Below are 18,399 nucleotides of genomic sequence, written 5' to 3'. Positions count from 1 at the left end.
GTCGGCCATCGCCTCGGCTTCTCGCGCTCTGCGACGGTATTCATCCACCTTGGGTGACATGAGGTGGCAACCGCGCCGGGTCACATGGGTTGCTACAGAAATTAGCACATTTCCAAATCTAGGCTAACACACTGGTGTTATATACGGACAGTGCCAGGTCGTCTTACTCTTTTAGCTCTTTTAGGATTCGTTCGCGGTGCTGTAGGTGCAGCATCTGGCTGACGAAGAAGTTGTTTAGACGCTTCTGAGCTTCGAATGTCTCTGCCCCAAGACGGCTGAAACGCGATCCGATCTTCCTGCTCTGGAATGTGCTGCTCGCCTTGGGCGATGTGCCGCTCGGCTTCTCCTAGGTGGCGCAGCTGCATAGCGCGGTCCCTAAGCCACGCTAGAGCAAAACAGACCACCGCAAAAATTAGATTAGCCCTCTGGGACGTTAAGTAAGGCTAGTCAAGCCAACGGAGGCGGCCTTACTGCTCCTTAAGGCGCTCTATCGGGACCACGAACCGCGCCCGCATTACTGGTTCAGCGTCATCGCGAACCTCAATTGTCGCTTCTCCCGGAGTGATCTATCGGTCCAAGCTCTCGCGGGCTGCGTCCGCCATGGCGCGAGTTGCTTCGTGCTCAACCCGCTCCATGTCGGACAACTCTAAACCCTCCTCGTCGATCACAAGGCCGTCTTGATCCACCAGATCGAAATTATACCGAGTCATCGATCAGCCTAACTACATGATCGATCAATTACGCATGTTGATTTCGGTCCCAACGGTGGCTGCCTCTTGAGGCGCGCCAGTAGCCAACCAGCGCGTGCCACTCGAACAAGATAGCTATGGTAGAGATCAGCACCGTCCCAATGCCGGACATTATCAAGATCATTCCCAGTATGGAATCACCTCGCGATAGGCGAGGTCCTAAATACAGTCGCCCCTATTATCCGTTCGGCGGCCGCGACTCGATGCTGAGCTTCATCTAAGTTTTCTATTTGGGCAGCTGCAGGCCGGGCGAGCGCACCGGCCCGCTTGAGTGCGCGCCGGCCTCGGCAATCCCGCCTCGCTTAAGTAAGTCTTCGCGTTCTGCCCCAGCGGGCAACTGACTAGCTTATTCTTTGAGGTTCGTGGCTGTTCGGGCATTCGTTCTTCAAGAGAGCGGGTCTGCTTCACTCTGCGGCGGCGCTTGGTCACAGTGCGCCACCTATAAACATTGCAGATAAATCGCAAACGGCACCAGCTACATTGAGATGGAACTAGGACCCCTCGGATTCAGCTAGCCGGCCCAGCACCTGAGGCGGCCCTACATCCTCTTGAGCAAATCAATCAGGTCCAGCTCGAATGTCTGCTGTGTGCTCGAACAGTCTTAGAAGCTCGATTAAGGCTGGCATCCCGTGGCGGACAACGATAGCCCGCTGGCGCTCAACGATTAGCCGGGCGCTCAACATGGCGCTGTGCTGAGCGATCCTTTCATCCAGCGTCGTCTCCGGCCGAACCACCCTGCGCCGAGAATCAAAACGAGCCAGTTACAAATCTAATTCTCTTGATCGCCAAGCAAGGGAATGGGTCGGTGGGTTTGGCGGCCCAGGAAGGTTTCTGGCAACGGATGAATTTCGAGCACCCTCGTTGATTCAGCGATGACGCGGCGGGCTTCCTCGATAGCTTTCCTCTCGGACAAGCTATTCGGCCGAAAGACAGAAATCTTCATGGGCGTCATGTCCGCTTCCATGACCCTGTTGCTGGTCTGGCTTTTACGCCTGAACGGAAACTTCGGTCCGTCGAACTAAGGGCAAATCCGACTCCCGTCGCTGTCACAAACCTGTGGAACAGCCATTGCTCGGCTAGTGCCAACTGTAGTTTCAGTGGTCAGTTCGAACTGGAACGCTACCATGACACGTATTTCGAGCTCGGCAGCGTTCAATTTTGAGACTAGTGAGACAGCCGCCAGCCAGGCATATTCGTCGCTCCTTTTTGAACTCGGCGCCTGGGCCGCTCTTCGGCGTGGCCCGCCGCAGCTCCGCTCCACCCACGTACCGCCAGAGCATCTGAGTGAGTTCTCGCCGCTATCGTGACTGCGATGACCTGAAGCGGCACCGGCTTCAGGCCACGCCCCGACAGCCGGAGCGATCAAGCCTGCTTAAATGGTCGAATCGATGGCCTTGGGTATTGGTCATGCAGCCAATGGGATCTCCGGCATTTCGGAGAACGCGCGGCGGCTCGGGATCACCCTTCTTTCCCGTCAACTGGCCGACATCGGTCTCGCCCTGATCTCGGCGGGGGTTCCTCGGAGGAAGCGATGGCGAGCGACCGCTCGCTGCCTTAACGGAAGCGAACGACTGGCCTGAGGGAGCGCACTTTCTGGTCTGCTTTCGGCGGTGGGGCTGTGTCATTGATCTTTTCGACGCCGCTCCCTAATCGTTCCCGTGGAAGCGCCATGCGCAGGTTTGTTACGCTTGCGAGATCATTCCGCTGCCTTCAGACCCTTTTCAGTCGGCTCATAGCGCTGCCCGTGCTTCTCTAGCCAGCCGCCCTCAACCATCTTCTGCGCCAATCCGAGTGAGCACGCTGGTTGGTTGCCGCCCGGGTGATAGAGGCCGCCTCCGCGTTGGACCAAAAAGCCATAGACGCGAGCCAGTCGTAGCGGCTTGAGCATGCCGGGAATGAGAAGGACGGAGTTGGTCATTGCTCCACAAGCGCGCGACCTCATGAACGTTCCTGAGCGAAGCCATGGACGAAGAGCACGGAAGCGGGCCTTGCACCTTAAAAACTAAACGACTGGGACGGCAGGCCTGGAGCCGGGCCGCTTGCACCAGAGAAACGGCCCCAGGCCAAGGCGAAGGACCCAGGGCTGGGGCCGCTCGCGCTAACAAAGTAGGAAAGCCGGGTGCGTCTAAAAACGCATGCAGACCAAACAAAGGCCGTGACGGTTCCTATTCGAGGAAAACGCTCGATCTCCGAGATCCACACTTCAACCGGCCAGGGGTACTGCGATCTCAGCCGGCGATCGAGCAGGCATGGCGAGCCGAACGAGGAGACCAGTAGCGGCATTAACCCACTCGCCGACAGCCCATTTTTCCGACGCATGGTTAAATCCGAAGGCACCTGCAAGAGCCAGTCCCAGCAATATACGTGACCAACGCATCCAGCGGATGAGAGAGTTGAATGCAGAACGACGCAAAATCGTCGATACGGTTCACATGCTTTAATGAGGGTGCATCCGTCGCCTCGTTTAGACTTGGCTCTCCAACTCCAGAACTTTCATACGATCCTTCTTGCTCAACGCTTAAACGATCTCTCCTCCCAACTAGCCGAACTCGAACAGCTCCGACTTCAAGTCGAAGAAGCAAGCGCCGCGCGTGCGCTATACCAGCATCACGGTCCCGTCCGAACAATCGACCCTTAGCAGTGTCCCTCAACCCCCATTGCACTCTGCAACCCAAATTAACAGCTGGTTGAGACATGCCCCCGCCGCAAGTCAGCATTCCTATTCAGGGAGTATAGGAATGCGGAAAACGCGTCGGCGGTTCAAAGAGGCGTGTCCTTGATGCGGGCGGCGATTGCTCTCAAGCGTTCGGCAGATTCAGTGCGGCTTGAGGCGCGGGAGTTCGGCACTCCGTTCTCATCTAAGAGGCAGCTGAAACTTGAGCGTCGGGAGCGCGAGAGCGGCGGCTGGTCTGCCGATGGTCTAAGCTCGCGGGCTCTCTTCGTGACATGTATCCAGCGGATAGACCGTGAACGATTTGATGCCTCGCCTGTCAATGCTCTTAGGAGGCTTGCCTCCGGGCCTTTCGCGCCATCTCCATCCACTCCTCCGCGACCTTCAGCCAAGCTTCCTTGTCGGTGTCCCAAGTTGCCCTCTCGGCCTGCTCCAGGCAGTCCTGCGCTTGCTTGACGTATCTTCAAAGGTCGCGTCGATCATGGCCGCAGGGATGCCTATGGTTGATAGGAGCCCATCCGCCGAGCAATAGATCATCCCAGGCTACAACGCCTTCATCCCATTCCACGCCGTACTCGCGATATATCGAGGCCCAATGAGGTCTCCAGTCGATGGCTTGGTCGTTGATGCGGGATGTCCAGGATCAACATCCCTCGGCGTCTTCTTCTCTCGCTGAGCGGCCATCTTCGCCGCACTTTCTTTGCCAGGGACACCGCGGGGACCGAGCTCTTCGCGTTGGATATCCTCTTCGGAGCGCTCGGACTCGACTCCAGTGATCGGTTTGTCAGGCATCATTCCATCCTCGCCTTGTCCTTCAGGTCGCGGATTCGGATTTCCGCCGCCTCCTTCGAGGTGACGATCTCCGATTCATCCGGCACCCGTGCTATTGCGCTAAGCCTCTTGAGCTCGGCTAGTTGTTCTGGGGTGGGCTTTTCCATTTTCATTTCCTCGATCGCCTGCACGACGGCTTCGTCGAAGCAGTCCAGCCCTTGCAATGCGCTTTTCCGGATCCACGGCCGGTACTCCGCTCGACCGAGAGAAACGCGGCTAGGATCGGCGCGTTCCTTTTGGAGAGTTCCTTGAACGAGCTGGCGCGCAGCAGGCCTTCCGAGGTGATGTCCGGTACTCGACTCGGCAAAGAACTTCGGCTCCTCCCAGGTCGCCTTCAGCTTTCTGATGGCCTTGGTCAGCTTCTGTTTCGGGCTCACCAAGGTATCGAGCGCCTTGCGGATCTGGCTTGAGGTTGTCCGACTCCAGCCGGTCCCGACCTTGCTCATGTAGACGAGGTCCTTCCCTTCCTGATTTCCAAGATAGAGGGCCGCTACACCCGTGGGGTCTTTGATAACCGACCACCGGCAATTTCCCGCGCTGGATGGCTTTGATCTTGAGCCAGGCTTCATTGCGGTCCGAGCGGTATGGAGCATCCGCCCGTTTCGACACGATGCCCTCGTAGATCGTCTTGCGTCCGCCTCGAACATCGCCTGTCCGTCACCATCATGATGATCGCTGTAGAGGCTCGGCGGATCGAGCAGATCGATCAGCTCTATCAAACGTTCCTTGCGATGTAGCTGGGGTTTGCCGCGGAGGTCCTCTCCGTTGTGTTGAAGGATGTCGAACAAACAGCATTCGATTCCTGACGGCCTTCGCAAGATCTACTTGCAGCTCCGAGAAGTTGGCTCGGCACTCATGAACCACGGCAACCTCGCCGTTGAACATCGTCTGGCTGCGCAACCTGGAGGAGACGGCGATGTGCGAAAAGCGGTGGGGTCCAATCGTGCCCATTTCGAGTGAAGATTTTTGTAGCACCGCGATCTACATGCACTTGAACCCGGTAGCCGTCGTATTTGATCCCGTGAATCCACTGAGCACCTGAAGGAGCGCTGTCCTTCAGGGGCCGCCAGCCGAGGTTTAATGAACTCGGCATCAACGCCTTGGTAAGCTTTGTCACTACGCAACTAATAACACGCCCGCCGATAGCCTGGACGCCAGCGGCGGGCAGTTAGCCTACCCTACTCTCAAAGGAACTAATGCCATTTACATACACATGGCTCCTCTAGAACAGACAGCGTTACGTTCAATGTAAAATGCCGAAGGACAAACCGCCCAGCGGCAGCGGTATGCCAAGGCGCGTAACCTCCCATGTCACGGCAACATTCGGCCAGCTAAGGTTCTCGCGGCCGACATCATGTTCTTTAGGCACTTAGCACAGCCGTACCAGTGAGTGGCCGAATCCACGGCGGACGCTCGCCGTCTGCCTCTACAATTCCACGAGCGATCCGGGCATGCAGGACATGCTGAGCTACCTTATCGCACGCGATACCATGCATCAGCAGCAATGGCTCGGTGATCGACGAGATGGAGCCGAGGGATCGCTGCCCATCCGAACAGCTTCGCCGCAGCAAAGAAGCGACCGAGTTCAGCTACATGTTCATGGGCACCGAGCGCGGCGGCGACTCTCTGCAAACCTGCGCTGTTGCGAAGGCGCTTCACGCGACGGCAGGGGGGCCTTCCCCTTCCGCGGGGGCTTCGAGCGACTGGGCCAGGAGCCTGTCCTCGGCCCCGCACGTCCCGACAGCGGCGAGCAGATGAAGCAGATGAACGAGCCGCCCGGGACGAATCCGCTGGGTTGAGGCCAGCAAACGGGCCGCCCTAACGGGCGGCCCGTCATTGCAAGCGCGCAATCAGTTATTGGATGAACTCGAGCCGGTTGTGACGCTCGGGGCGTTGGTCGGGTCCGTGGTGGTGGCCTGATGACCGACATCTCGGCCGTTGTAGAAGAAGACGGCCGCGACCACCGCTATGACGAAGATAGCACCGACCATCCAACCAACCGCGCTGTTCTGCCGTGACCTGTGTCTGTCATTATTGTTTTGAACCATATTGTTCTCCCGTGACTTGCTCGAAAACAGGTCGCAGCAGGAGACGTTCCTAAACCCGGACTGCTTGGCCGCGGCGCGGCGATCCACCGACCGAAGATGCATCGGCTTGCCGCCCGACGGGTGCCGCGGCGCCCCATCAAGAGCGCACAATGCCTCTAGGATCTCATCGATGGAGACGGGCGCCTTCAGCCCGGCCGGCGCGCGTAGCCAAGGACAGGATGCACTCGCGGATGCATCGGATGCCCATCAGGCGAGAATGGCGCGCTTTTTCGCCGGACTGAGGCGTTGATGCGAGACCACACTACCCACTAAGAAGGCGAAAACAGCGCCAAGCGTGATAACAGGTGCTAATGAATCAACGACTTAAAGGGCCGAGGCGGCAATCGGGTGCTTCGAATCGGGCTTGACCCGAGGGTTGGACGTCCCGACACACCCAATCCGACTAGACCATGGTCTCGACGAGCGCTCAGCGATCGACCTCACCGAACACGATGTCCAGCGAGCCCAGAATCGCTGACACGTCGGCAAGCAAATGCCCCTTGCAAAGGAAGTCCATTGCCTGGAGATGGGCAAGTCCCGGCGAGCGGATCTTGCACTTGTAGGCCTTGTTGGTCCCGTCTGACACGAGAAACACGCCGAACTCGCCTTTCGGAGCCTCGACCGCGACGTAGATCTCGCCTGCCGGAACATGAAATCCTTCGGTGTAGAGCTTGAAATGATGGATCAGTGCCTCCATCGATCGCTTCATCTCTCCGCGCCTGGGCGGCGCGACTTTATTATCCTGCACGAGAACGGGACGTCTTCCGTCCGGGGACTTCAGCTTCTCGATGCACTCCTTCATGATGGGGACTGACTGCCGCATCTCCTCCATGCGAATGTGATAGCGGTCATAGCAATCGCCGTTCCTGCCGATCGGGATATCGAAGTCCATCTCGTCATAGCAATCGTAAGGCTGCGCCTTCCGCAGGTCCCAGGCCGCTCCGGAGCCGCGCACCATGACGCCGGAAAAGCCCCACGCCCAGGCCTACTCGAGTGTCACCCTGCCGATATCCACGTTGCGCGCCTTGAAGATCCGATTGGGCGAAAGCAGCCGGTCGAGGTCATCGACTACGCGTAGGAATGGATCGCACCAGGCCTCGATATCATCGATCAGCTTGTGCGGAAGATCCTGATGCACGCCGCCGGGCCGGTAGTAGTTCGCATGCATTCGGCTGCCGGATGCACGCTCGTAAAACACCATGAGCTTCTCGCGCTCCTCGAAGCCCCATAGCGGCGGGGTCAGGGCACCAACGTCCATAGCTTGCGTCGTGACGTTCAGGAGGTGTGACAGGATCCGGCTGATCTCATGATAGAGCACCCTGATCAGCTGTCCGCGCCGCGGCACTTCGAGGCCGATCAGTCTTTCGATCGCAAGGCAGAAAGCATGCTCCTGCGTCAGGGGGGCGACGTAGTCGAGTCGATCGAAATACGGAATGGCCTGGAGGTAGGTCTTGGCCTCAATCAGCTTCTCGGTGCCCCGATGCAGCAGTCCGATATGGGGATCAACGCGCGCGACGACTTCGCCGTCAAGCTCGAGCACGAGCCGCAGGACGCCATGGGCCGCGGGATGCTGAGGGCCGAAATTGATGGTAAAGTTTCTAAGGCGCGAAGACTGTTCGGGCATCCTACTTTCGATCGAAACGTCGCAGCGGTGACCCTAGCCGCGATCCAACGCGAGTGGCTTCACACAGGTTAATCGCGCGTGTGGATTCCTGAGATTCACGTGCTGGGCGCGCGTTTGGAACGCAGCCTCACTCGGCGTGCTTCAACGCCGAAACTGGAACTTCCAATGAAGCAGCGCTTCCTGATATTTGCCGCGCCTGTGTTGTGGCGAACCGTGGCTATTCGACCTTTGCAGTCACCCACGAGCGCTACTGCCTCAATGGCCGGACTTGAGGTATGGGCAATTGGCAGTTCGCCGGACGCGGTCAATGCATGGTGACCGCATCGGGGTCAATGACCAAGTTCGTCGCAGGACGTTGCCGAGCCCGAGACCTAGGCGACGCTACGACGCCGCTCGGTGTCTCTAGGAACGTCCTTTTGCAGGCTCGGTTAGCCCAACACAAAACACAAATAGGAGCCTTCATATGCGAAAGACAGTCTTATCATTGCTGACGTGCGCGCTGCTGGCAGGCGGATCCGTGGGGTTTGCTTATGCCCAAGGCGCGGGCGGAGCTGGCGGAGCAGGTGGCGCCGGAGCGGGTGGCGCCGGAGCTGGAGCTGGTACGGGTGCCAGTTCAGGGAATGGAGCTGGCCCCGGCGGAATCGGTGGCGGGGGAACGGGAGCCGGCGCTGGTACGGGTGCCAGTGCAGGGAATGGAGCTGGCCCCGGCGGAATCGGCGGATCTGCGGGAACGGGCGCGGGCACCTCAGGCGGAACGTCAGGTACCGGGACAGGAGCATCGTCCGGCACCGGCAGTAGTTCAGCCGGCGGACTGCAGAAGGGTGCTATCCGGCCAGGCAGAGGCGATGACCCGACCGGTAGGTAGCGCGCCACATACCACAGGCCCGGCGGGGTAAACCCGACGGGCCTCGCTTCAAAAGGGCACGCTCCTCCAGAGCGCGATTCGCGGGAGCTGCGCGCGGCCGGTCGAGGTCGTTCGCCGGGGCAATGTGCGAAAACCGCCGCGTTCAGTCGTGGCTGTTGCGGGTGAACGCGGCGCCGCGGCCTATGAACCTGCGCGCGGTAGCCGTCATACTTAATCTCGCTAATCCATTTGACCACCCGAAGGAGCGTTATCCTCAGAGCCGCTAGCGTGGGGGTTTAATGAGCCCCGGCATCAAAGCCTTGGTACGCTTCCCCACGCTACCCACCCCAAACGAAGCCGCCGCTGAGCGCAAGTGCGACCTGACCTTCGGCAACCAAACCTTCCGGCGCCTTGGCCACGCCCTGGAAGCGCGCCGGCTCTGCGCCGAGCTTCTAGACCTTAGTCGCGACGATCAGATCTATCGCCTCAGCTACCGGCCAAGCCGCTAGGAAGCCGGTCCCGAAAAATCCTTCAACCTATCGGAGCCCGCCATGGCACAACGCTGGTAGCCCGGCTCTCTGGACATACAGCATGCCGCAAGCCTTGCTCCCACCCGAAATAGGAGCTGCAGTGTGCGGCGATAACGCATGTTGCACCTCGGCAAGCGAACTGGCCCTAACGCTGCCGGTTAAGATGCTGTCCGGATGTCCAGAAGAAACCGGCTGAGGCCATCATCTAAGGTTATGCCATCCGTCGGAGTAATGGTGCCTGCACCGGATTGCGTTGGGCGACGAACACGAAGGATTTCGGCCGGTCCTGACGATGCCCGGATCCATCCCAGATCTGCCAGATCCGGTGCAGCAGCAGCCGTATGTTCGGATCAGACATGCTGACGAAGAGCAGCGTGCTTCCCAGGGCATCGGCGCGAAAGCGGATGTCGAGCGGAGAATCGAAGGCGAGCCGGTTGAGAAAGTCAGTCTCGGTCAGAACGAGCGAGGCATCATCGTCGAAGTCGCCGTGGATTTTGATGATGTGCGTGACGCCGGCGCCAGCGCCCGCAATCTCCTTCGCGTTGCTGACCTTTGCATAAGGCCTCTTCAGGACATCGCAATCGCAGCTCTGTTTCGGGCATTGGTCCGGTATGTCGTACACCATCGGGGCCTGAACGCCACCCATTCGGCCGTGCACCGCGCGCTGATTGAGGAGAACCGCTGGCGAGCCCAACGCTATGGAACCGACGGGACGTATATCGATCTGGTAACGTTCGAGCCGATTTCATTTCGCAGCTGGCTCGAGGCGGTGATCGCCATGCTGGCTCCCGACATCGCCCATCTCGGCATCGAAGACGATATCCAGCACCTGAAGACGATCCCGAGGCGCGGCACATCGGCGCATCTTCAGCTTGAATATTTTCGTAGCTTGAGGAAATTCGGCCGATCGCCGCGCGAGGCGATTGGAGATGTTACGAATGGCTAGGGACTTCGACAGAAGCCGGGAACTTCACCGCGAGGGGCCGCGAGCTGAAAAGCAGCTCCGATCGGCAGTTGTTGGCAGGCACAGTATGATCGGACCGAGTTGCGCACCGAACTGGCGCGGCGAAGCACGAGGATCTTCCATCCGACAGGCGCCTTCGTGCTCACTAGTCCGACTGATACAATTCAAAAGATGTACCGGCACATCGGGCATCAGACAGGTCGCGGTGACTCTATGAACGGTGCGCGGACGATGTACGCCGCGCTACCCCGTGGGACGACACGGCTATCACCGAAGCCTGGTGGTTCTGATCCGAAAGGCCGGCGGAGCGAGGCGGAGACGTGTGTCCGCATGGAGGGCTACGGCGGCTTGCAGCCCTCCCCACAATCGCTGGGTATGTCAAAGGCGGGCTCGCCACTTTACTGCTTCGATTAGCGCGCCCGTTATAAATGCTAGGCTGCCTGCCGTTCGTGCTCAACATATTCCATGGTCACTTTCTCGACGTTCGTGTCGATCCATGCGGCCATGCGCTCCTCCTCCTCCAGCGAAGCCTTCAACAGGGCACGCGATGATTCCATTCCAGCAGCCGAGCAGAGCGCCAGGAGCGACTTGTAGGCAGCGATTTCGAAATGTTCGAAGGCATTGTTCGCGAAGGTGTTCTTTAGAATTTCGTCGCCCGCCATGGAATGTGCCATCGCCATCGCATTCGCTGCGATCGACTGCGTCGTATCCTTGAGGGCAGACGAACTCTCGCCACAAGCGTCGAGGCATTGCTCAAGCCGCCGCAACTGGGCGTTCGTCTCCTCAAGATGAGCGGCGACCTTCGCCTTCACCTCGGGGTAGTCGTCCAGCCGTTCCGACTGCCGCTCCATGAGCTCGCGCGCCTGCGTTTCCATCGCGTGGGCGTTCCTCAATCCCACCACAAAAATGTCTCGCGCCGTCTGTGCCATTTGTCTCTCCTCGATGCGTGTTGATGGGCGGACAACCGAAGGAAAGTTGAGTGGTTCCTCCGAGCGGCTTCAGCTGGAAAGCGCGTCATTTGGGAACCGTCAGGACCGGTGCCGGTCGCCGGTCTCTTGGAAAGCCCGGCAATGACCCGAATTGCACGTTATCTCGGTGGACTCGCCGCCATCCTCGCGTCCCAGTCCTAGATCCCTCAACTCCAGAACGCCTGGCCATACGGATCGACCCGAGACCTCTCGTTGGGAATGCTGACGGCCCTTACGGCAGGCTGATCCTTTGGATCGTCTACGGCTTCATTCGGAGCGACTGGGTTTTGTTTGTGCCAACGTCGTCGGCGCGGTGCTCGCGGGACCGTTTTCGCATGTAAAGTTCGGGATCTGAGATAGGTTCTGTCACACTTTAAAACGGCACTGGCGATGCTCCTAGGCAAGTCGTCATGAGGGCCAACAGCCGACCTCCCTCGTTGCGCACTATCACCCGGCGTTACTTCTTCAGGATGCCCGTGTTGGTGTTTCCGAGCTGCTGGACGGCCCCGTCTGCAGCTGGCGTATTGTACGTGGGCCGAGATCCCCACAGCTTGATCGGGATTAGTTGCGCCGAGTTTCTCACACGTCGTTCCGTGGCTTTTAGCATTGGACGTGTTGGGGCAGGCGAGCCGCCGTTCCGCTGAGTGTGGTCCCATTCGATAGCATCGAGCCACCTCCGCCGCTTGTACCAGTTGAGTTCGCACCGCCGCCGGATGACGAACCACCTGAACTCCCTCCAGAGCTTTGCACGACGGCGACCGACAAGGTCGCCCAGCAAGATAATAACAACTATGAGAAGCTGCATTTATGCCTCTCTATCGCCGGCAAGCAAGACTTGTGCAGTTAGACTCACCGGACCGGGGCTGGCTAGATATTTCACTTAGATATTTTCACCCGGATTTTTTCGAGAATGCTAGGCCGCAGCGGTGCCCTGCTGCGGCCTTCGCATTTTGCAGGCGACCAAAGCAAACCGCCGGCTCCGCCGTCGGCGGGATCCCGTCAGCGACGGTCAAGCTGCGTTGCTGAGAGCGCGCTCGCTTGTTAATGGTCGCGCGAACGGCCGCTTGGCAATCGACGGCTAATCTTGGCGCCCGCGCGTGAGGCAACCCTGAGCTCTAAGGCCCGTAGCCGTGAGGACGCAGAGTGACCGTTGTAAATTCGGAAGCCGTCCGCTGGCGAACGCTCGGCAGATACTTCTACGCTGCAGTCCCGCTTCCTCGGAGATCTCCGCAACCTTGAAATTTTTAAGAGCTTGCCCGATTGCTTGCAAATTGCATGAGGGTCAGCCGAGGCGAATGCTTGATTTAGCTCAGCCGCAGCTTGGAAGGGATAACCAGCCTGTCGGATTTCGCCATTTAGAGGTCCCCAACAATAAGGCCGGCTCTTTGAGCCGGTCCTTGTTCTCTTAATGGCTCAGTACTTCGCGACGAGCGGACCACTAAATCACCAAAACGGTAGTTCATAGAGCTAGGTCGACATCCTGTCCGATACGAGCGGTTCCGAAAACACCTCCACCCGGCACGGTGAAAACGCTATCATGGTGGTCCAGGAAGATATCGATAGCGAAGCCAACGGACCAATTCGGAGCGAAGCCAAACTCGATGCCAGCACCGACCGTACCTCCCCAGCGAGTGTCACGTGCTGAAGCCAGAAGCGTACCGGCACCAACAAAGCCAGGCCCAATATGGGGTGTCGAAGCGATTGCCAACTACCGCCGCACCGCCCTTGACGTAGAGGAGGACATTGTTCCAAGCATAACCCACTTGGCCGGTGATCAAACCAAACGAGTCGGTGCGGGTGCGATTTTCGTTAAGCGTGGCTGGTGAAATCGGCCCAGTTGCCTTGGCCTTCAACGCCGAAGACCCAGTTGGCTGATTGCCAGCGATAACCGATGGCCACCAACCGTGCCCCCGGTCGCGTCGTGGCACCCCTCAGCCGCAGCTGGCACGCCCGGTACAACCCCGACCGCCACGATGTCTGCGCAAGTACGGGAAGAGCCCCAGCCACCGTTGATGCCGATGTAGAAGCCACTCCAGTCGTAGATGGTGGCGAACATCGGCGGAGCCTGGTGTACGGCCGGGCGGCCAGGACGCGGACTCATTAAGGTGGAGCCATAGCCTGATTGACGCGAGCTGAGCGAACGCAAGATAGTTGGCAGCAAGCCTGTCGTAGCGCGTTGCCACCCGACGACATTGTTTGATCCTGTTGAAGAACCGCTCGACCCGGTCGCGAGCGCGGTAAAATAGGGGCTGAAACAGATTGGATCGCTGCCGTTGCTTTTCGGCGGGATGTTAGCCCACGCGCCCTTCTTCATGGCAAGCTCCCTGATCCAGTCCGCGTCATAGCCACGGTCGGCAAGCAGCATTGACCCGGATTTCAGACGAGACAGCAGTTTTCCGGCAAGTCGAACGTTATGGGCCTGACCGGGGCTCAGCGCCAGCCGTACCGGCAGACCATGTTGTCGACCAGCGCATGAATTTTGCTCGTCAGGCGGCCGCTGGCGTCCCATCGATTGGCGCTGGTTCCTTGTGATGTAGGCTCCATGCTGATGAACACGGACGATGGAGGTGTCGATCGACGGCGGTATCATGAGCAGCGGCAAGCTCCTCGTGATGCGGCCCCAGGCACCTGCCCTCCGCCAGCGGGCAAAACGGTTGTAGCATGTAGTGTACGGACCAGACGGCTCGGGCAGATCACGCCAGGGTGCTCCGGATCGCAAGACCCAGCAAATGCCATTGAGCACACCTCGGTCGTTGACCCGAGGAATGCCACGCGCTAGTGGCAGCATCGGCTTAATGGCAGTCCATTCATGATCGGCGAGTTCGTAGCACATGATTCGAGCCCCCAGTTGGGACTTTGAATCACGGGGGTCGGGCCCAGCGCAATTTCTCCCGGCCCGGTCCAGGACCCGGCGCTGTCGAGCTGCTGCAGCTGCTCAGACCGCTCGAACTTGGGCAAGCCGCTTGATCGCGAACGCGTCGTCCCAGCAGATGGCGGCTTCCCATGCGGCCGACGCTTGCGCGGCGATGTCGTGCGCGCCGCCATCGAGACCGGCGGCGTTGTGGGGCAGCACCAGGTCGAGATCGGGGACGTCAACATGCGACTCGTCCCAGTCGATCAGCCCGACCCGATCTGCGGTCATGCGGATGTTGCGCGGGTTGGGGTCGCCGTGGACGACGCAGGTCTGGCGTCCGACGAGCCGCGCCCACGCGGCTCGGCATCGAGCAACGCCCTCAGGTGGCATCGCGCCGAGGTTGATCCTCGTCCCAGTTTCGGTGTGCAGGAGGTCAGTCGACGATCGCCAGCCCGGACGCTGCGGCCACCCCGCTGTCAACCGATGCAGCCGGCGGAGCATGTCGGCCACGCGACGCCAGTCGGCCTCCGTCTCTGGCGGTCCGCCCTCCACGTATGTCATCACCACCAGACCGTCCGCGAACAGCCGGCCGTCAGTCGTCGGGATCGGCACCGGCACGGTCAGACCTCCACGGTCGAGCTGTTTGAGGAGCTCGGTCTCCCACAGGAGATCAGCATCGCTCCTCGCACCGAGACGAGCGACGGCGAGGTACCCTTGAACGCGCACGCTCCACACATCGTTGGCGACCCCGCCGGCCAGTGGCTCGACGCGAGCTACGTCTTCACCCCACTGCCCGAGTGCCTCCCATCCCATTGGCGACATCAGGGGTACTCCTAAGTCGAGTTGGCTGACAAAAGACATTCGGTGAATGTCCCCTATTGGCCCTTAAATGTCACCTATTGGCCCCGAGGCCGACATTCATTGCGCTTCAATCAGGCTATTAGCGGTCATCGAACTCGGGGCCGCTCAATGCTTAGAAGTTTTTGGATTTGCGCCGCGATACTCGGCGCGCTGGCTTCCCGTGCGAATCACATCGATCGCAGCGTAGTCATTAGCTGAAACGAGGTTTTCGAGGGCCGGTTGATCCGCTAAGAGACCAGTAGACGACACTCGGAGATTGTACGCTATCCGGCCGCCACATTGGGTTGTTATTGACCAGACGCCTCTCTCAGCCCGCGGAGGTTGCTCGCCGCGCGTTCTTTATCACTCGCGTGCCGCTCTGATTTGGAAGCTCTGATGTCAGTCGATGCGATAACCTTCGATCAGCAGTGCGCTACCGCTTGTTGACGACGCGCGCTACCACTGTCTGTCCGTTCCATCCAGAATGTGATTATCCGCGTCGGAGACATGGCGCGGCGCCCCATGCTTATTATCGCGCTCGTAAAATTGTAAGAAGTGTGGTCAGTGCTCCATGACGACCTGATGGACGAGATCGCGCGTCAACTTGTTCATGCGGCCGACAGCACGTGTCCGCGGTATGCACAAGTCACCGGATCTCGCAATTGATGTCAAGCCGGCCCCGCGAGTTCCGGGACTGACGTCACCGTCAGTCTTGGGCCACCAGCCGAAATGCCGGATGACGGAGGCGAGACCTGAGGCGCTTAGTCCACCTCGCGACGCTGCTAAGACCAGAAAGGCTTTAGGCTGGCGGCTGTCTGAGTAGCTCGCGTTCGGTGGCTCAGCTGGTCTTCTCGTTGACAACGGGTCGAAATACCCATTCGCGCCACACAGTCAACAATGCCGCCATGATGACCGGCCCCAAAAACAAACCGATAAGTCCGAAGGCAGCAAGTCCTCCAAAAATGCCGACAAAGGCAAGAAGAAATGGGAGCCGCGCTGAGCCGCCTACTAAGATCGGCCACACAAGATGATCTCCCGTTAGCATAACGATCGCGCCCCAAAAGAATACGCCTGCGGCTGCTAATCCACTGCCGCCGTCGGTGACCAGGACCAGGGCAGCGGCGGTAAAGGCCAGCCAAGCGCCAAACGGGAGCATTGCAAATGCCGTTGTCAGAACCGTGAACATCACTGCATTCGGAACTTCCGCGACGAGATAGCCGACCCCAATCAAAAGTCCCTCACCCACAGCAACCAACACCGTGCCGTTCACCGTTCCGCGGATGGCATCGACCATCCTTTCGATTAGACCCTCCCCGGGTTCTCCGAGAAGTCGGTCGCAAGTTTGTAAGACGCGATTGGCAACCGCGCGACCATTGCGGAGCAGGACGAATAGAGCAAAAAGCGAAAACAGGAGGAAAAATAGCCGGTGAATTAGCTGCCCGCCAAAGGTTCTAAAAAGATCGGAAGCATTGTCCGCATTGATGCTTTGTAGCCAAGCGGTCGCAGCTTCTGGATCTGAAAGGTTAGCGCGCCACCAGTGCTGCAGACTTTCGGCCGCAATCGGCACTCGGGCAATCCAGTCGGGCACTTCAATCCCGCTCTCGCGCGCCCTTTTCAACCAGCTGACGAGGACGTCACCCTGCTGTGCGATCTGGTAGACGGCAAGCGCCATCGGCGTAAACAGCACGAGTGCCACGATGGTGGTAAAGATGAACGCGGCCAGGCCAGAGGAGCCTGATGCAAAGCGCATCGCAAACTTGATGTAGAGCGGCCATAGCGACACGGCAAGAATGGTCGCCCAAATCAGCGATGGCAGAAAGCCAGCAGCGGTCCATAATGCAAGCGCGACTAGCACCAGGGCAAGCACGACTCTGCCCTTCAGTCGCGCGGCAGCGTCCAAAGGCAGCGGTTTTCTCTCTAACTCTTTTGACGAACCCTCTTTTCGCTCGAGTGGACGCTTGCTTGACGCGCCTCGCTTTACTGGATCGGACATCTTGGCCACTCGAGCTGCGAGTCCTCCTACTGATGCGATAGTTGTTAGCTTGCTACGCGCTCGGCTGCTTGGCGCGCAGCGTGATCAGCTTCTTCGACCGTCAGCTTACCAGGCCGCTCGGCGGAAGCACGCGCTTCGCATTTTTTCCGCAACTCTTCGATCTCCTCATCGCTGAGGTGCTCGATACCAACCATTGAATTGCGCGCAGCGCCAGCGCGGATCAATTCATCAAGTTTGACCTGTATTGCAGCGCTGTCCCGGTTTTGCGAATTTTGAATGAGGAAAACCATCAAGAAGGTGACGATCGTAGTACCGGTGTTGATGACCAGTTGCCAGGTGTCCGAGAACTTGAACAGTGGCCCACTGATCGCTTAGACGACCACGACGCCGGCGGCCAAAAGGAACGTAGAGGCCCGACCAGCCGCGATAGAGGTCCGGTTGGCGAGTTCACTGAAGAACCGCGAGGTTGACGACAGTTCAGCATGCGGCTCCCGACGATGCACCACTTTCCCTCTCAGAATTTCGCTGTCTCGCCACTTAACGGTCAAGAACTTACCGGGTTCCAGAGACGGCCGGCTGCCCTAAGCACTACATCATCCCAGCTTGTCGCTGCTCGCTGGTGCAACGGGTGCAGTACCGCGCGAGCCATTTCGGTGGCTCCCGTTCGAGGAAGATGCCCCACCGCTCATATTCGACTCTCAGATCGGATCGCGGATCTAGTGTGAGAAGTCTGCCGTTGGCGAGCGCGTCCGATTGAGCGTACCATCACGCTTCAATTCCAACTGCCGGCTAAAAGTCCCAAGCGATCAACTTACCCGAGGCCACCTCATATTTGGTCCAGGTCGCCGATAACGCTTGATTTCGGTGAGTGGCACGGCGTTCAGAATCCGTTCCCCCGCACCTGCCATGCACGACATCTCGAGCGCCCAGTGCATGTGGTCGAGCTCGGGGACCAGAATGGGCATCCGGGTCGATGCTCATCATGCGGATGATATGAGGCCGCCTGGTGCCAGCGCCAGTCCAGATCCGGTCGCCTAAGTGTGGTCTCTCAGGAGGTTGTCCACAACTAAGCAACTGACGGGGCACCGGTTGATGGATGCCGGGGAGCGACGATCTGGCGGCCATGGAAGCGCATCTGCTCTCCGCCAGAACGTGCAGAGCCCGCCGAGGTTGGCAGCCCCTTCATGGTTAGTGAGGAGAGACAAGCGCCGCAACGCCAAAAGCAACCGCGCACGCCGCAGCTAGAGACCGTAGAGTGATTGCAACCTGCCTGAGCAAGAAAGCTTGTTACCGGTTCCACAATGATCCATTCCAAGGCGAGAAATAGAGGCTCGTGACGGCTATCAAGACGAGCGCTGAACCGATCTCGTGAAGCATTGAATTACGTCTGGCTTTGGCGTCTTGCCGTTTTCGCGCGTCTCGGCTGCACCCCCACAAGGGGATG

Annotated in this window: 10 protein-coding genes and 7 pseudogenes; 3 read left to right on the top strand and 14 right to left on the bottom strand. The window is 59.2% G+C overall.

Translation table 11 applies throughout. The features are described 5' to 3' along the window. Positions 1-566: 566 nt before the first annotated feature. From NLM27_RS44285 to NLM27_RS42270, 5 genes are all read right to left on the bottom strand, one after another. Positions 567-710 (bottom strand): hypothetical protein, encoded by a 144-nt coding sequence (locus NLM27_RS44285; RefSeq protein WP_375142352.1) that lies wholly within the window; start codon positions 708-710, stop codon positions 567-569. 808 nt (positions 711-1,518) lie between these two features. Continuing rightward, positions 1,519-1,701, bottom strand: a complete 183-nt coding sequence (locus tag NLM27_RS42285; protein ID WP_254149249.1) for a hypothetical protein — start codon at positions 1,699-1,701, stop codon at positions 1,519-1,521. A 744-nt stretch (positions 1,702-2,445) separates the two neighbouring features. Further along, entirely contained in the window at positions 2,446-2,667 is a 222-nt protein-coding gene (locus tag NLM27_RS42280) for a hypothetical protein (protein WP_254149248.1), read from the bottom strand. A 1,544-nt stretch (positions 2,668-4,211) separates the two neighbouring features. Then, positions 4,212-5,039 (bottom strand): hypothetical protein, encoded by an 828-nt coding sequence (locus tag NLM27_RS42275; RefSeq protein ID WP_254149247.1) that lies wholly within the window; start codon positions 5,037-5,039, stop codon positions 4,212-4,214. 65 nt (positions 5,040-5,104) lie between these two features. Further along, positions 5,105-5,344, bottom strand: a complete 240-nt coding sequence (locus NLM27_RS42270) for a hypothetical protein (RefSeq protein ID WP_375142362.1) — start codon at positions 5,342-5,344, stop codon at positions 5,105-5,107. A gap of 325 nt (positions 5,345-5,669) precedes the next feature. Here NLM27_RS42270 and NLM27_RS43715 point away from each other — a divergent pair. Further along, positions 5,670-6,050: pseudogene (locus tag NLM27_RS43715) on the top strand (manganese catalase family protein); the annotation flags it as partial. A 315-nt stretch (positions 6,051-6,365) separates the two neighbouring features. Here the strand turns inward: NLM27_RS43715 and NLM27_RS42265 are convergent. Together NLM27_RS42265 and NLM27_RS42260 are read right to left on the bottom strand one after the other, a co-directional pair. Then, positions 6,366-6,608 (bottom strand): annotated as a pseudogene (locus tag NLM27_RS42265) (hypothetical protein); the annotation flags it as partial. Positions 6,609-6,765: 157 nt separating this feature from the next. After that, positions 6,766-7,962: pseudogene (locus tag NLM27_RS42260) on the bottom strand (NADH-quinone oxidoreductase subunit D). A 1,143-nt stretch (positions 7,963-9,105) separates the two neighbouring features. Between NLM27_RS42260 and NLM27_RS42255 the strand changes: the two are divergent. Beyond that, positions 9,106-9,315 (top strand): hypothetical protein, encoded by a 210-nt coding sequence (locus NLM27_RS42255; protein ID WP_254149246.1) that lies wholly within the window; start codon positions 9,106-9,108, stop codon positions 9,313-9,315. A 244-nt stretch (positions 9,316-9,559) separates the two neighbouring features. On the opposite strand, the pseudogene NLM27_RS42250 reads toward NLM27_RS42255, so the two are convergent. Beyond that, a pseudogene (locus tag NLM27_RS42250) lies at positions 9,560-9,913 on the bottom strand (SIR2 family protein); the annotation flags it as partial. Positions 9,914-9,988: 75 nt separating this feature from the next. Here NLM27_RS42250 and NLM27_RS42245 point away from each other — a divergent pair. Beyond that, the gene (locus NLM27_RS42245) at positions 9,989-10,282 is read left to right on the top strand and encodes a hypothetical protein (protein WP_254149245.1); all 294 of its coding nucleotides are present in this window, start codon (positions 9,989-9,991) and stop codon (positions 10,280-10,282) included. A gap of 449 nt (positions 10,283-10,731) precedes the next feature. Here NLM27_RS42245 and NLM27_RS42240 read toward each other — a convergent pair whose 3' ends face one another. From NLM27_RS42240 to NLM27_RS42210, 6 genes and pseudogenes are all read right to left on the bottom strand, one after another. Beyond that, positions 10,732-11,229: a ferritin-like domain-containing protein gene (locus tag NLM27_RS42240; RefSeq protein WP_254149244.1), complete on the bottom strand. Its 498-nt coding sequence runs from the start codon at positions 11,227-11,229 to the stop codon at positions 10,732-10,734. Positions 11,230-12,727: 1,498 nt separating this feature from the next. Further along, positions 12,728-13,356 (bottom strand): annotated as a pseudogene (locus NLM27_RS42235) (outer membrane protein); the annotation flags it as partial. A 238-nt stretch (positions 13,357-13,594) separates the two neighbouring features. Next, positions 13,595-14,056, bottom strand: a pseudogene (locus tag NLM27_RS42225) (IS5 family transposase); the annotation flags it as partial. Positions 14,057-14,203: 147 nt separating this feature from the next. Then, on the bottom strand, positions 14,204-14,935 hold the full coding sequence (locus NLM27_RS42220; RefSeq protein WP_254149432.1) for a phosphotransferase enzyme family protein: 732 nt from the start codon (positions 14,933-14,935) through the stop codon (positions 14,204-14,206). Between the two features lie 865 nt (positions 14,936-15,800). Beyond that, positions 15,801-16,955 carry an AI-2E family transporter gene (locus tag NLM27_RS42215; protein ID WP_254149431.1) on the bottom strand — a complete coding sequence of 385 codons (1,155 nt, stop codon included), beginning with the start codon at positions 16,953-16,955 and terminating at the stop codon, positions 15,801-15,803. A gap of 44 nt (positions 16,956-16,999) precedes the next feature. Then, positions 17,000-17,458, bottom strand: a pseudogene (locus tag NLM27_RS42210) (low affinity iron permease family protein). Positions 17,459-18,399 lie beyond the last annotated feature (941 nt).

The organism is Bradyrhizobium sp. CCGB12 (genome assembly GCF_024199845.1).
GTDB lineage: Bacteria > Pseudomonadota > Alphaproteobacteria > Rhizobiales > Xanthobacteraceae > Bradyrhizobium.
Note: the sequence above shows the minus strand (reverse complement) of the source record. Positions and strands in the feature narration are given on the sequence as shown.